Source organism: Pseudorhodobacter sp. MZDSW-24AT, assembly GCF_002794355.1.
Lineage (GTDB): Bacteria > Pseudomonadota > Alphaproteobacteria > Rhodobacterales > Rhodobacteraceae > Pseudotabrizicola.
This window is the reverse complement of the sequence record NZ_PGOI01000008.1, coordinates 758,929-774,398: the sequence shown is the minus strand read 5'-3', so window position 1 is coordinate 774,398 and position 15,470 is coordinate 758,929. Positions and strand designations below refer to the sequence as shown.

The following is a 15,470-nucleotide window of genomic DNA, read 5'->3' as shown; positions in this document are numbered from 1 at the left end:
TTGATCTTGAGGATCAAGGCGGCATCGGACTTGGCCCGGGCTGAAGCCCGGTCAGGATCATATGCGATGGCCCGCGGGTCAGAATAGGTCCCCTCTCGGCAAAATTGCCTTGCAATTCGCCTGCCGGGCTAGGAACGGGGCGATTTGTAGAATTTTTCACATCGGCTCGACCCCGTATGTTCCGCGGTGTTCTTCAATGAAAGCAGTCATTTGCGAAACGGGCGGTCGAGCCGCTACAGGCAGTGCTGAAGCAATGCCGCACTGCCTTCCGCACCATCGCAAAATACGCTGACGCCTTCTTCAGGATCTCGTTGGCTTGACGGAGTTCGCGCATCTCACGCTCCAACTCCTTGATCCGGGCTTTCTCAGCCGTCGTCTGACCCGGCCGCTCGCCACCCTCGCGCTGAGCTTGACGCAGCCAAACCCGAAAGCTGTCCGGCGAAAAACCCAATTTACCTGCAATCGCCGTCAGTGCGGCAGCTTCGCTTTGATACTCATCGCGGTGTTCCACCACCAGCCGCACCGCGCGTTCGCGAAACTCGGGTGAATACGGCTTCGCGGTCTTGTTCTTTGATGTCTGTTCCATAACAGGCAATTCTCCGAAAGTTTTGCCCTCCGGCAAACCCGGGGCGGTTCGGATCAGCGCCTGAGCCACCTCCGCCCTCTGATCCGTGCTGTCGGCTCAGGCCCTCATCTCCCCGCCGCATAGGGGGGAATTGGGCGCCGATAAGGGGCAGTTTTGAACGCCGATTGACAGGCAAGACCTTCCGCGCCGCCGCGCGGGCAAGGTGCGGGTTCGGCGGGAGGCCTGAGGGGGCAAGCCGTCAGCGATGCGTGAGACCCGACAGAACGAAGACGAGAAGGTGCGGATCTGTGGCGCTGTGGTCATGGTTTCTGTGGCGAAAAGACCGCAGTTCGGACGCAAGCCTTTCACCGTGCCCCTGGCGCGGTTGAATTTGAATGGCCGATCTCGCGCAGCTTAAAAAAACAGCAGTTTACAGGGTCTCTGACAGGGCATATCGAACCTGCGGCGCAGAACGGCGCGCTGAGCCTTCATGACGTGTTGCGCAACCGTCGCCACAGAGTCGTGTCTTTCCTGAACAAAATCCTGTTCGGTTTGGTTGTGGTGTTCGCCCTTGTTGCCACGATGGGGCAGGCCCGGGCGCAAAGCGTGGACTGGGTTTTGAACCTTTCCGACACGGGCTCTGATCCGACAGCGGCGGGTGGCACGATCGCGTATCAGATCACCGTTACGAATGATGGATTTGACACCGCGCCGCCCACCACGATCGAGCTGAACATCCCGGCGAACACGACTTTCACTGGCGCGTCCGGAACCATTACAGGGTGTAGCCCGACGCCCTCGCTCGGCCCGTCCACCGTTCTGTGTGAAGTGCCCGCGCTTGTGTCTGATGCGCAGGCCAGCCTGACGGCAGAAGTTCTGACGCGCACGGCTGGCACCGTGGAATTCGGTGCCTCTCTTCCAACGGAGGGCGATACCAACGGCGCCAACAACAGCCAGACGGAAACCACCACTGTCACCGCAGGTGCTGACATCAGTCTGACGCTGAGTGCCCCGCCCAGCGGATCGGCGGGCTCTGTCATTGATTATAGCTTTTCTATCACCAACAACGGGCCGGATGCGGCGAGCAATGTTGCTTTGCAGTTTCCCATTCCCGCGGGCATCGTCGGAGTCTTGCCACCGCCCGGGTGCGTGCTTTCTGGGTCAAGCTACGCCTGCACAATCGCAGGGCCGATTCCTGTTGGCGGGTCGGTGGACAGGGTTTTCCAAGGGCAGATTTCCGCGGCTTCCGGCTCGACCATCACGGCGGTCGGGACTGTTTCCGGCGGGACTCCGCCAGATCCGGTGTCGACGAATAACGAGGCGTTGCAGAACACGGTTGTGACCGAAGGAAGCGATCTTTCGATCACCAAATCCCGCAGCCCTTCTGGCGTCATCCTGCTGGGCAGCTCTGTGACCTTTACCTTGACGCCGCAATACACCGGCGACTCGCCCACCGACATCGAGGTCTTGGACACGATACCGGCGAGTTACACGATTGACAGCGTCTCCGCGCCGGGTTGGACCGTGGAGCAGTCAGGCCAGCTTCTGACCTTCCGTCGCGCGGCCGGGAGTGGACCGGGGGCGAATGTCGCGCTTGGCCCCATCACGATCACCACGACAGCCGTTGCGGCAGGACAGGCGACCAACACGGCGAGCATCGCTTCCGGCGGGCCCGTCGACCCGAACCCAGCGAACAACAGCGCGAACGATGGCGGGGTGACGATCGCGGCGCCGACCGTTGATCTTGAGGCGCGGAAAACCGGCCCGGTGCCAGCGCTTGTCGTTGTGGGCAATACCTATGATTTCCAGATCAGCGCTGCAAATCTGGGGAATGCCGGATTTTTCGGAACCTTGGTGATGACGGACACGATTCCGGCTGGATTGAGTGTGACGGCTGTCGCCTCCAACGGCTGGAGCTGCACACCTGCCGCATCCTTGGCAGAGCCTTTGGTGGGGCCGGTGGATCTGGTCTGCACGCGCGACTATACCTCGCTTGCACCGTTGGCGCCCGGTGCGGCGGCCCCTCCGGTGACCATCGAGACGCTTGTCACCGAGACAGGGGCCTTGTTGAACACCATGACGGTGAGCACCCTGAACGCCAATATCGAAGAGACCAACCTGTCGAACAACACGGTGGGTTATGGTGTGAGCGGCAGCGTGACAGCGGATGCCGCGGATATCGGCGTTATCAAGACTGCGGCCTTGGCGTCCCTTCCTGCGGGTGAGGTTCAAACCTTCCGTCTGGAGATCACCAATGCCGGGCCGCAGACAGCCACATCGGTTACGGTCAGTGACGCGCTGAGCGGGCATATCAACAACCTGAGCGGACCAACCGGCGCAGGCTTTGTGTCGTCCAGCGTCGTTGCCAATTCGGCTTCGGGCCTGTCTTGCAGCAGCAGCCCAGCGGGTGGGACCGGGCGCAGCCTGACGTGTGAGATCGAAGAACTGCCGGTGTGCACCACGGGTGTTAGCTGCCCGGTGATCACCGTGGAGGTTCGGCCCGGCGGCAATGCGGGATCACGCACCAACACGGCGACGGCTGTTTCCGACACGATTGCGGACCCGAATTTTGACGATAACACCGGCTCTGACGTTTTTTCCGTCGAAGCGCGTGCGGATGTGACCGTCACAAAAGCGGCAAGTGCTGATCCGGTGGCCGCAGGGCAGAATTTGACCTACGTGGTGTCGGCACGCAATTTGGCAAATGGACTGTCCTCGGCAGCCAATGTCACTGTCACTGATACCCTGCCGGCCGATCTGACCTTCGTATCCGCGGTGCCGTCTTCTGGCACCTGTAGCGCGGCGCCTGCGTCAGGCTCTGTCACGGGGCCGGGCAACGATTTGGTCGTGTGCAACCTTGGCAGCATCAACAATGGCGCGCAGCAGACGGTGACCATCACGGCGCGTCCAAACTTGGTGACCCGTGGGACGAGTCTGACCAACAGCGCAGATGTCACGACCACGACGATTGAAACCGACACCACCAACAACAGCACCTCGGTCACGACGGCGGTGGCAGAACCGACGATTGACCTTTTGGTCAACAAGGTGGATTCGATTGATCCCCTGCCAGCGGGGGACGCGACCACCTACACGATTACGGTGACAAATCTGGGGCCATCGGCAGCAGAAAATGTGGTTGTCACCGACCGCATGCCTGCCACCACTCTGACCTATCAATCCCACAGCATCGCGGCAGATGGGGTCTGTAGCGCGGTTCCGGCGGTCGGCTCGTTTGGTGAGACGCTGACGTGCAGCTTCCCCTACATGGCTCCGGGCGCGACCCGCACGATCACGGTGAGCGCATTGGGTGTTGTAAAGGGGACAGGGATCAACAGCGTTAGCGTTGAATCGGATGAGACGGCGCTTGGGTTCGAGAGCATCACCTCGAACAACGAGGCAGAAGAGCGCACCACTGTGCGGACGCGCGCCGATGTTGAGGTCTACAGCAAGACCTCTGATCCCGGGACAGTCGGCCTGCGAGAGCCTTTCACCTATGTGATCGGCGTGCGCAACAATACCGGCCCCGGACGCGCGGAGGCAGACAATGTGGTTGTCTCGGACACGCTTCCGAGCGGGATGGTGCTGACCGGTCCTCCGACGGTGGCCGTCATCGCAGGCACGGCCAGCTTGACCACCTGCACCGGCGCGGCGGGCGGCACGTCTTTCAGTTGTTCTCTGGGCAGTCTGAGCGGTGGTGTCAGTGGAAGCGGCGGCACGGTCGAAATCACGGTGCCCGTGGTTGTGAATGCCATTTCCGGGACCCCCCAGACATTCACCAACACCGCCAGCGTTGAAACGAGCTCGTTCGATGAGGTCCCGTCGAACAATTCGAACGCTGGACCTGTTGTCGTCACCGGCTCTTCGATCGCGGGCACCGTGTTTCGGGATTTCGCGGATGATGGGGCGTTGAATGACAGCGATACGGGTATCGGTGGCGTCACGTTGACGCTGACCAGCACAGATGTGAACGGCGCTCCCATCACCTTGACGACCACTTCCGCGTCCGATGGAACCTATCGTTTCGCCTTCCTTCCAGAAGGCACCTATGTGATCACACAAGGTGCGATCTCAGAGGCGCATTTGACGGACGGTCAGACCGCGGCGGGCGATGCGGGCGGGACCGTTGCCACGCCGGTCCAGATCACGGGGATCACCCTTGGTGCGGACGAGCAAGCGACGGGGTATCTTTTCCCGAAGATTCCGCAAGCGCGTGTGGCGATTGCTAAAGCTGTCGAGTCGGGACCTGCGCTGAACCCTGACGGCAGCTTCACCGTATCGTTCCGGCTGCGCGTGGCCAACCTCGGGCTGGAAGCGCTTGAAAACATCGACGTCACGGATACCCTGCAAGGTGCCGCGCCGTCCTTTGGAAGCTACGTGGTGCTGTCGGCGCCGCTGACCGACCCCATGGCGTCGGGGAGCTATACCGTGCTTGCGGGCCCGACCGGCAGCTGTGGCGGGCTGGTGTCGGGATACACCGGCGCCGGGTCTGACACGCTGGCCTCTGGTTTCGGCCTGGCCGCGGGGGCCAGCTGTGCGATCGATCTGCAACTGCGTGTTCAGTCGCCCAATCCGCTGCCGCCTGCCTTGACGAACGGTGGGACCTATCTCAATCAGGCAGTGGTGACAGCCGAAGGGGTGTTGTCTGGCCAGACGTCGCAAACCAATCCGCAACTGACCGACCTTTCTGACAATGGCACTTTGGCCGATCGCAATGGCAATGGCATTGGCAACGAAGCGGGTGAGAATGATCCCACCCCTGTGGCGCCATTCGCGGCGACCGCAGAGATCAGCCTGATCAAGTCGCTTGCAGGAATAACTGACGCGGATGACGATGGCTTGATCGAGGTCGGTGATCTTGTTTCCTACACCTTTGCCGTGCGCAATACGGGCAATGTGCCGCTTGTCGATGTCACGGTGACCGACCCTCTTCTCGAGGTTGTTGGAGGCCCGATCTCCCTTGCGGTGGGCGCGAGCGATACATCCACCTTCACGGGCACCTATGTGTTGACGCAAGACGATATCGACCTTGGCTATGTCGAGAATACCGCGTTCGTCACGGCCAATGGCGTGACCTCTGCGGGTGATCCGGTGCTGGATGACTCGGGCAATCCTGTGGTTGCCGAAGATGTGTCGGACAGTGGCACAAACCCGGACCCAGCCGGCACCCCAGTGGCAGACCCAGAAGCGACCGAAACCCCCGATGGCACGGGGGCGACGGATGGAGACCCCACCAATGACCCGACAGTGGCCATTCTGGCTCCGAGCGCGCGTATCCAGCTGATCAAGTCGGTGGCGTCGGTCACTGACACCAGCGGAGATGGTCTGATCGGGGCAGGGGACACGGTGGCCTATGTGTTCTCGGTGACCAACACCGGCAACCTGCGTTTGAATGACGTAACGATTGACGACCCCTTGGTCTCTGTTGCGGGCGGGCCGATTGAGCTTGCGATCGGTGAGACCAATGCGACAGCTTTCACGGCGGCCTATGTCTTGACGCAGGCCGATGTTGACCGAGGCTATGTGCAGAACTCGGCCATCGTTTCCGGGGTTGCGGTTACCACTGCTGGCACACCGGTCACGGATGGATCGGGGGAACCCATCACCGCGACGGCGGTTTCTGACGCCGGCACCAACCCGGATGCGGAGAGCACGCCAGTCGCCGATCCTTTGGCGACGGAAACACCTGATGGCACCGGCGCCACGGATGGAGATCCGACGAATGACCCGACGGTTGCTCTGCTGCGCCAAGAGCCGGGTATCCGGTTGATCAAACGTCTGGCAGGCACCGTCGATGTGAATGAGAACGGCTTTGTGGATGTCGGCGATATCGCCAATTACAGCTTCGATGTGACCAACATCGGGAATGTGGGGCTTGAGGTTACCATCGCCGACTCCATCGCGGCGGTGATCGGGGGGGCGGTGACGCTTGCGGCAGGTGAGACGGACACGGACAGTTTCACCGCAAGCTATACGATAACCGAAGCGGATCTGACGCGGGGCTATGTTGAGAATACGGCCCTCGCGAGAGGTGCCGCCGTTGCCGAAGATGGCACGCCTCTTGTCGATGGCGACGGCGAACCGATTGTCGTCACAGATGTATCTGACACTGGAACCAATCCTGATGGATCGGCGATCCCCGATCCGGAAGCGGTCGAGACGCCCAACGGCGACGGCACAACCGATGGGGACCCGACAAATGACCCGACAGTTTTGCCGGTCGGCAATCCGGAAATCTCGCTTAGCATCGAGATCGCGGACATTGAGGATACAAATGGCAACGGGATCATCGATGCCGGAGACATCATCGCCTATACCTTTACCGTGACCAACACCGGCGGCGTGCCTTTGGCCGATGTCGATATGGTCCGGTCCTCGCTCAGCTTGCCGCTGGATCTTGTCTGCACACCCATCAGTCTGGCGGTGGGCGAGACCCAGACCCTGACCTGCACCGGAAACACCTACAGCATCACCGCTGCCGATGTGACCAATGGCACCGTGAGTCTTTCGGGGACTGTGAACGGCACCGCGATTTCGGGCGTCGTTGTCTCTGATGATGATGCTGTGGTGTCGCCGACCCTGCTTGTCGGTGGCCTGAGTATCACCAAGACAGCCGATCGCAGTTTGGTGAACCTGGGCGATGTTGTCCGCTACACCGTTACGGTCACCAATGACTCGACGACTTTGACCACCGTGACAAACATCGTGGATGTGCTGCCGCGCGGTTTTGTTTACCAACTTGGGACGGCAACGCTGGATGGTCTGGCGGTAGAGCCCACCCGTTCGGGGCGCAGTCTGACATGGGAAGCTGTCAGCCTTCCGCCGGGCGGCAGTGTGGCTGCGGTGTTTGATGTTCTGGTTGGCGCGAGTGTCCGTCCGGGCACACATGACAACGTCGCGCGTGCTGTCAGCCCGTTGACCGGGCTTGCGGTCAGCCGCGATGCCATTGCGACGGTGCGGGTTGCGGCGGAGCCTGTTTTCGCCTGCGCAACCGTTATTGGCCGGGTTTTCGATGACCCGAACCAAGATGGCTATTTCAACGACGAGCCGCCGGAAGATCGGTCTGTCATCACGGATCAGACCTACTACGCCGACAAGCTTGGCGTGGACCCACAGGCGAGCGGCGAAAAGGGCTTGCCCGGCGTTCGGCTGATCAGTCCGAATGGTTTGGCGATCACCACCGACCAGTATGGCCGCTTCAGCGTGCCTTGCGCAGCGCTTCCGGCGGATATCGGCTCGAACTTCATGCTGAAACTCGATACGCGCACATTGCCGTCGGGGTATCGTCTGACAACGGAAAACCCACGTGTTGTGCGCGTGACGCCCGGGATGATCACGAAGCTGAACTTTGGCGCCACGGCGGCACGGATTGTGCGGATTGATCTTTCCCGCACGGCCTTTGCTGAAAATGGGGCGCCGCGCGCCGAGCTTGTCACAGCTCTTGACCGGCTTGTGAATGACATTGCAAGCACGCCGGTCATGGTGCGGATCAGTTATGTTTTGGGACCCGACGAGACGGCCGGACAGGGCCGGGAGCGGACCCGTGCTGTAGAGAAACTGTTGCGCAGGATGTGGCCTTCCCAAGGCAGATACCAGTTGAACCTGGAAAGCGTGCTTCAGCGCCAGCCTGTGGGCGAGGGGAAAAAGTGATGTGGTTTTCGACGATTAAGGTCTCTATGGCGTCGCGCGCAGCGAGAGCCCGGCTTGCAAGCGGCACGGCAGTTGCGCTGTTGGCTGCATTCCCTTCCCATGCGCAGGTCCAAGGCTGCGCCTTGGAGAACGGTGCGCTCAAGCAGACTTGTTCACATGCCAATCAAGGGCAGGTCGTGAAGCGTGAGGTCGGTGCAAATACGGCTCAGGCCCCGGTGTCGGATCTGGGCGATCTGGGGTTTTCGATCTCGATCGACCCGGTTGATCCTCGGGCCGCGCGGCAGGCAGGCGGGAGCCCCCCGGCGGTGCGGGGCGATATGCAGGAGACAGACCGCCTTTTCGCAGATCTGGGCATTCAGCTCAGCTATGATGGCCTTGGCGCAAAGCAAAGGCTGAACATTGGCACAGCTGATCTGAGGCGGAGCTATGTGGCGGGCGACACAATTGTCTTTCGAGCGAGCACGAATTACCCGGCTTGGATCGAGCGCGCCGAGGTGCGCATCAAGGATCGTGACGGCAAGCTGACGATATTGGACATCGGCCCGAATGGACAGTCCAGCTGGATCATGCCCTCGGCTGGCGCCACGGAAATGCAATACACTTTGCGGGTTTATGACACGCAGGGGCGCTATGACGAAACCGTGCCACTTCCGTTGACACGCACCTCCACCCGATTGGAAGAGGCGGCTCTGAATGGTCCGGTCATTGCTGTTGGCGAAGGCGAGGACAGAACCGCCCGTCGCACCATTCCGGTGCGGGGGGGAGCCGTCACTGTGACAGGCCGCGACGTGCCCTTCGGAACTGCGATTTCGGTGATGGGGGAGACGGTCCCCTTGGACGTCCGGCGTGGTTTCTTTGTGCAGCGCATATTGCCGACCGGAGATCACGGTGTGCAGATCGGTGTGGGAAGCCTGTCGCAGACCCGAGATGTCAGCATTCCTGAGCGCGATGTCTTTGCGACAGGTATCATCGACCTGACGCTGGGACGTGACTTTGCGACAGAGGAAGAATGGAGCCGAGGCCGACTGGCGGGGTTTGCCCAAGGTGTTCTGGCCAATGGCACCAGATTCACCGTCTCTGCGGATACGACCGAAGACGATCTTCGGGACCTGTTCCGCAATTTCGGGCGCAAGGATCCCAATAACGTGCTGCGCGGCATCAAGGCAGAAGATGTCTGGGTAACGACTGGCGATGATTCCACCACAGAAGACCTTGCCCCTACGTCGGGAAAACTGTTCTTCAAGCTAGAGCGCAATGGCAGCCATCTGATGTGGGGGGATTTCAAGGCGACGGAAGATCTGAGCAGGATCGTCCGGTCGGACCGAACCCTTTATGGTTTGAATGGCACGCTTCGGGCGACCGAGGTGATGTCCAATGGGGATTCGCGATACCGCATCAGCGGCTATGCTTCGCAGCCCGACAGTCTGATGCAGCGGGATGTGTTCCGGGGAACCGGAGGCAGCAGCTATTTCCTTTCTCGGCGTGACATCGAAAGCGGCACAGAGACGCTTGTAATTGAATTGCGTGATCCGGTGTCCGGTCGTGTGATCAGTGCGCGACGTCTTGTCGAAGGGCAGGACTACCGCATCAATCCGGTCCAAGGCGTTGTCATCCTGAGCAAGCCTCTGGCGCCGTCGGCAGCCGCCGGGGGGGTGCTGTCTGATCGCCCGTTGGGTGATTATGATGTGAACCTCGTCGCCCAGTATGAGTATGTGCCGACCACCGGCGATGTGGACGGGATCACAGCCGGTGCGCGCGCGGAAACATGGGTGACCGATCAGATACGTCTGGGTGTGTCCATGGCGCAAGAGGCCAGTGGTCTTGCTGATAATGAGCTGGTGGGCGGTGATCTGCTCTGGCAGCGGAGCGATGAGACATGGCTTAACCTTGAGGTGGCGCAAAGCGAAGGTCCGGGCTTTGGCTCTTCGCTGTCCTTGAATGGCGGGCTGGACATCGACCCCGCGTCCCCGAGCGCAGGGGTGGTCGGCAAGGCGGCGCTTGGGTATCGGATCGACGGGCGCGTGGATCTGGCGGAACTGGGTGCTGAAGGCTTTGTCTCTGGCTATTTCGATGATCGTGAAGCCGGGTTCACCTCGCCCGATCTGGACATCGAGCACGCGCAGCAAGCCTATGGTGTGACCGGCGAAGTTGCGGTCAGCGCGCGTGCGCGTTTGACCTTTGGGGCTGATCGGTTCAGCGATGCCCTTGGCAAGGCACGCAATGACGCGCGCGTCGGGGCATCGGTGGACCTGAGCGAGACACGCGTGCTTGACGTCGAAATCGCCCAGACGGACCGGGAAAATCCGGGCAGCCCGATTTCAGCAGACAATGGTCGGCGCACCGACTTCGGAGCCCGTTTGACGTGGCAACGCAGCCTTGATCAGTCGATCTGGGTCTTTGGTCAGAGCACGCTGGAGCGGAGCGGGGGCTTGGGCAACAATGATCGCCTTGGTTTTGGCGCCGAGGCGCGCCTGAGCGACGCGTTCCGGCTGCTCGGCGAAGTGTCACATGGCACCACCGGGGCGGCGGGGCGCGCAGAGTTGGCTTGGGCCCCGAATGCCAGCACGACATACACCTTGGGGTATCGGCTCGACCCCACGCGGCTGCTCGAGAGTGAGACCGTCACGGGGTCTGATCGGGGCACAGTTGTTTTGGGGGCGCAATCGCAGGTGAACGACCGTTTGCGCTACACCACAGAACACAGCTACAGCGCGCTGGGCAGCGAGCCGGCGCTTCAGACCACCTATGGCATCAGCTATACGCCGTCGGACGTCTGGCGGTATGACATGGGCCTTCTGGCCGCAGACAATCGGGAAAGCGACGGCACGAACATCAAGCGGCGCGGTGTTTCGCTTGGGTTCGCCTATTCTGGCGGCGAAGGACACAGTGCCGGGTTGCGCGCTGAGTTCCGGACTGAAGACAGCGACACTCCGGACCGTGCGCGCGATCGTGATACGCTGCTTGTGTCGGGCAATTTCGAACGCATGACCAATCCGAACTGGAGGCTGATCGGGGCGCTGGACGCCATTTTGTCGGATGCCGATGGCGACAATCTGCGCGATGGCCGATTTGTCGAAGGCAAGCTTGGCTATGCCTACCGCCCGATCGACAATGACAGGCTGAACGCCCTGTTCAGCTACACGTTCCTTTACGACATGCCCGGGGCGGATCAGGTCAACGTCGATGGCAATCTGAATGGGCCGAAACAACGCAGCCATATCGTGAATCTGGCGCTGAATTATGATCTGAACCAGCAGTTCACCTTGGGTGGCAAGTATGGCTTTCGTTTGCGGGAAGAGGCGGCACGCGGGTCTGACAGCTTTTCTGCGTCCAAGGCGCACCTTGGCGTCATCCGGCTGGACTATCACGTGGTCCACAACTGGGACATCATGAGCGAGCTTCGGGCCATGTCTTTCCCGGATGTCAACACCACCGATCTTGGTGCGCTGCTGGCGGTTTACCGCGATCTGGGAGACAAGGCGAGGATTGGCGTCGGATACTCTTGGGGCGGTGTGAAGGACGACTTGCGGAGTTTCGAGACCAATCGGGAAGGTGTGTTTCTGAACGTGATCGGCAAGTTCTGACCTGCACCGCGCGGAGCGGGCCGAGCCGGAAAGGCTTGGCTCGGCTCCGTTCTGGGGCGGCGGTGTGCGGTCAGGGGCCTTGGTGTCAGGGCGTTCCTTCGCTGCGGGCCAGCAGTTCGCGGCCATAGTCGCTTGCCAATGCGCGGTCTCGCAAGGTGGCCACAGGGGCGGTTTCGACCACACGCCCGGCGCGCAACACCGCCAGCCGGTCGCACAGGAAGGACACCACCGGCAGGTCATGTGTCACCAGCAGGAAGGTCAGGCCCTGCTCTGCCCGCAACCGTTTGAGCAGGTTGAGGATCTCGGCTTGCACCGAGACATCGAGCGCACTGGTGGGTTCGTCCAGCAGCAAGACCTTGGGGGACAGCATCAGCGCGCGGGCGATGGCGACCCGCTGGCGCTGGCCTCCCGAAAGCTGATGCGGCAGCCGGAAGCGGAAGCGCCGCGCCAGTCCGACGGCATCGAGCATGGAGAGCACGCGGGCATCGCGGTCGGGCAGGCCGTGAATGGCCAGCGGTTCGGACAGCGTGTCATCCACCGTGCGGCGCGGATGCAGGCTGCCATAGGGGTCCTGAAACACCATCTGGACCTGCGCGGCCTGCGCACGACTGCGCGCGCGGGTGATGGGCGCGCCGCCCACTGACATCTGGCCCGACCAGTCATCCACTTGGCCTGCCAGCGCCTTCAGGATGGTCGATTTGCCCGACCCGCTTTCGCCCACCAAGGCAAAGCTTTCGCCTTGCGCCACGGCAAAGCTGACCCCGTGCAAGACGGTCGACGGGCCGTAGCGCACGGTCAGATCTTCCACCCGGATCATGGGCGCACCTCCGCGTTTACCCGCGCCAAGGCGGCGCGGTCCAGCACCGGCAGTTCGGTGCGGGTGTCATCCAGCTTGGGCAGGCTTGCGATCAGTCCGCGCGTGTAAGGGTGGCTTGCGGCTTGGAGGCCACCGGGACCGATCTCTTCGACCACTTCGCCGTTGAACATCACCAGAATGCGGTCGCACCAGCGCGCCACCATGTTGAGATCATGGGAAATCAGCATCAGACCCATGCCGCGCCGACGCACCAGATCATCCATGATCGCCAGCACTTGTTCTCGCACCGAGACATCAAGGGCGCTGGTGGGTTCATCGGCGATCATCAGATCGGGTTCCAGCACCACCATCATTGCGATCATCACCCGCTGGCCCATCCCACCCGACACTTCATGCGGGAAAAGCCGTGCGACACGGTCAGGATCGTCGATCCGCACGGCCTCCAGCGCGTCGCGCACCTTGGCACGGCGGGCGGCGGCGGAGAGGGTGGTGTGAAACTCCAGTGCCTCGGCAATCTGATCGCCGATGCGGATCACCGGGTTCAGGCTGAACTTCGGGTCTTGCAGGACCATCGACATCCGCGCCCCGCGCAGCGCGCGATAGCCTTTTTCCGACAGCTTGGTGAGATCCGTGCCGTCAAACTGCATCCGCTGTGCGGTCACACGCCCCGGCGGCGCGATCAGCCCCATCAGGGCCCGTCCTGTCATCGACTTGCCCGAGCCGGATTCGCCCACAATGCCCAGACGCTCGCGCCCCAGATCGAAGGACAGGCCGCGCACGACCTCGACCCGCCCGCCGGAGGGGCGTGGAAAGCTGACCCGGAGGTCTTGAACGGAAAGCAGGGTCATCCCTTACTCCTTTGACGGGGGTCAAGCACATCGCGCAACCCGTCGCCGAAGAGGCAGAACCCCAGCGAGACGACGACGATGGCAAAGCCGGGCATGGTGGCGACCCACCATTGGTCGAGGATGAAGGACCGGCCTTTCGAGATCATCGCGCCCCATTCCGGCAAGGGCGGCTGCGCGCCAAGGCCGAGGAAGCCGAGGCCTGCGGCGGTGAGGATGATGCCCGCCATATCGAGTGTGACCCGCACGATGGTGGAGGACATGCACAGCGGCAGCACATGCAGGCCGATCACCCGCGCGTGGCTGGCCCCTTGCATCTGCACCGCGACGATGAAATCAGACCGCCGGAAGGTCAATGTTTCGGCCCGTGCGATCCGGGCATAGACGGGCCAAGCGGTGATGGCGATGGCGATGACGGCATTCTCGATGCCGGGTCCGAGGGCGGCCACGAAGGCCAGCGCAAGGATCAGCCGGGGCATCGACAGGAAAATGTCGGTCAGCCCCATCATCACCCGGTCCACCCAGCCGCCGAAATAGCCCGACACCGCCCCGATGATGAGCCCAAGCGGCGCCGAGATCACAGCGACCAGCAGGACGATATAAAGCGTGATGCGCGCGCCGTGGATCACGCGTGACAGGATATCCCGGCCCAGCTCATCCGTGCCCATCCAATGAACGGCAGACGGCGGCTGGAGCCGGTTGGTCAGCATGCCTTCGGTCGGGGAATAGGGGGCGAGCCACGGCGCGAAGGCCGCCACCACCAGAAGCAGCACGATGATCGCCAGCCCAACCATGGCCAGCGGATTGCGCGACAGATCGCGCGCCAGCCGCCAAGCCTGCCCCGCCCGTGCCTGCGCGCGGGTTGCCGGGTCTTCGTCCATCAGCCATGCGCGCGAGATCATGTGCGAGCCCTCGGGTCCAAGAGGCGGTAGAGCAGATCCGAGCCTTTGTTGATGGCGATGAAGACGGCACCGATCACCAGCGTGGCGCCGAGCACGGCATTCATGTCGGCATTCAGCAGGGCTGTGGTCAGGTAATTGCCGATCCCCGGCCAAGAAAACACGGTTTCAATCATCACTGATCCTTCCAGCAGGCCCGCATAGGACAGGCCGATCACGGTCACCAGCTGCACCCGGATCGGGCGGAACGCATGGCGCCAGATCACCACCCGCTCGGGCACGCCCTTGACGCGCGCGGTGGTGATGAACTCTTGCCCCAGCTGTTCCAGCATGAAGCTGCGGGTCATGCGGGCGATATAGGCCAGCGAGAAGAACCCAAGGATGGTTGCGGGCAGCACGATATGCGATGCCGCGCTGCGCAGCGCGGCCCAATTGCCAGCGATTACGGAGTCGATCAGCAACAAGCCCGTGCGGGCAGGGACCATCCCATCCAGAAACAGGTCGATCCGCCCCGGACCGCCGACCCAGCGCAGCTTGGCGTAAAACAAGACCAAACCGACGAGACCCAGCCAGAAGGCCGGAATGGCGTAGCCTGCCAGTCCGACCACACGGATGACCTGATCCACCCAGCTTCCTTGCCGTGCTGCCGCCAGAACCCCCATCGGGACCCCAACCGCCACGCCGATCAGAATGCCGATGGTGGCCATTTCCAGCGTGGCCGGAAACACCCGCGCAAGATCGCTTGCCACAGCCCGACCCGTCGCCACGGATTGCCCCAGATCGCCTTGCAAAACCGCGCCGACATAGCGGCCGAACTGGATCAACAGCGGATCATCCAGCCCCATCGACAGGCGCACCGCATCATAGGTTTCCTTGCTGGCCCGGTCGCCCACCACTGCCAGCACCGGATCGATCGGCACCACGCGGCCGATCACAAAGGTGATGGCCAGCAGGCCCAGAAAGGTGAGCGCCACCGTCAGCAGCACGCCCCCCGCGGCCAGCAAGCCCCGCGCCACACGCGGGCCTGCGTCCTGTCCTCCGGCCTTTTCGCCGGGGGGTGTCAAAGTCTGGGTCATGGCAGACGGCTCCCCGTAAAGATTTTTTGCACGT

The 15,470-nt window shown here is 62.1% G+C and carries 7 protein-coding genes and 1 other annotated feature; of the genes, 2 read left to right on the top strand and 5 right to left on the bottom strand.

Annotated elements, in window-relative coordinates; all coding sequences use genetic code 11:
* Nucleotides 1-135 precede the first annotated feature (135 nt).
* Nucleotides 136-290 (bottom strand) — a sequence feature (AL1L pseudoknot).
* On the bottom strand, nucleotides 194-655 hold the full coding sequence (locus CUR21_RS13295; RefSeq protein ID WP_157792019.1) for a transposase: 462 nt from the start codon (nucleotides 653-655) through the stop codon (nucleotides 194-196). It overlaps the preceding feature by 97 nt.
* Nucleotides 656-1,087: 432 nt before the next feature.
* On the opposite strand from CUR21_RS13295, the gene CUR21_RS13290 reads away from it, so the two are divergent.
* Nucleotides 1,088-8,215: an SdrD B-like domain-containing protein gene (locus CUR21_RS13290; protein WP_100197478.1), complete on the top strand. Its 7,128-nt coding sequence runs from the start codon at nucleotides 1,088-1,090 to the stop codon at nucleotides 8,213-8,215.
* Nucleotides 8,216-8,391: 176 nt separating this feature from the next.
* Entirely contained in the window at nucleotides 8,392-11,799 is a 3,408-nt protein-coding gene (locus CUR21_RS13285) for a hypothetical protein (RefSeq protein ID WP_232622787.1), read from the top strand.
* 85 nt (nucleotides 11,800-11,884) lie between these two features.
* Here CUR21_RS13285 and CUR21_RS13280 read toward each other — a convergent pair whose 3' ends face one another.
* The 4 genes from CUR21_RS13280 to CUR21_RS13265 are packed head-to-tail and all read right to left on the bottom strand — an operon-like array spanning nucleotide 11,885 to nucleotide 15,436.
* The gene (locus CUR21_RS13280) at nucleotides 11,885-12,616 is read right to left on the bottom strand and encodes an ABC transporter ATP-binding protein (protein WP_100197476.1); all 732 of its coding nucleotides are present in this window, start codon (nucleotides 12,614-12,616) and stop codon (nucleotides 11,885-11,887) included.
* The gene (locus CUR21_RS13275) at nucleotides 12,613-13,464 is read right to left on the bottom strand and encodes an ABC transporter ATP-binding protein (protein ID WP_100197475.1); all 852 of its coding nucleotides are present in this window, start codon (nucleotides 13,462-13,464) and stop codon (nucleotides 12,613-12,615) included. Before CUR21_RS13275 ends, CUR21_RS13280 begins: the two co-directional genes overlap by 4 nt.
* Nucleotides 13,461-14,363 carry an ABC transporter permease gene (locus tag CUR21_RS13270; RefSeq protein ID WP_100197474.1) on the bottom strand — a complete coding sequence of 301 codons (903 nt, stop codon included), beginning with the start codon at nucleotides 14,361-14,363 and terminating at the stop codon, nucleotides 13,461-13,463. The genes CUR21_RS13275 and CUR21_RS13270 overlap by 4 nt, the downstream gene beginning before the upstream one ends.
* Entirely contained in the window at nucleotides 14,360-15,436 is a 1,077-nt protein-coding gene (locus CUR21_RS13265) for an ABC transporter permease (RefSeq protein ID WP_100197473.1), read from the bottom strand. Before CUR21_RS13265 ends, CUR21_RS13270 begins: the two co-directional genes overlap by 4 nt.
* Between the last annotated feature and the right edge of the window lie 34 nt (nucleotides 15,437-15,470).

Coding starts and splice junctions, on each gene's coding strand:
- CUR21_RS13280 (WP_100197476.1), bottom strand. CDS start 12,616: ATGATCCGGGTGGAAGATCTGACCGTGCGCTACGGCCCGTCGACCGTC.
- CUR21_RS13275 (WP_100197475.1), bottom strand. CDS start 13,464: ATGACCCTGCTTTCCGTTCAAGACCTCCGGGTCAGCTTTCCACGCCCC.
- CUR21_RS13270 (WP_100197474.1), bottom strand. CDS start 14,363: ATGATCTCGCGCGCATGGCTGATGGACGAAGACCCGGCAACCCGCGCG.
- CUR21_RS13265 (WP_100197473.1), bottom strand. CDS start 15,436: ATGACCCAGACTTTGACACCCCCCGGCGAAAAGGCCGGAGGACAGGAC.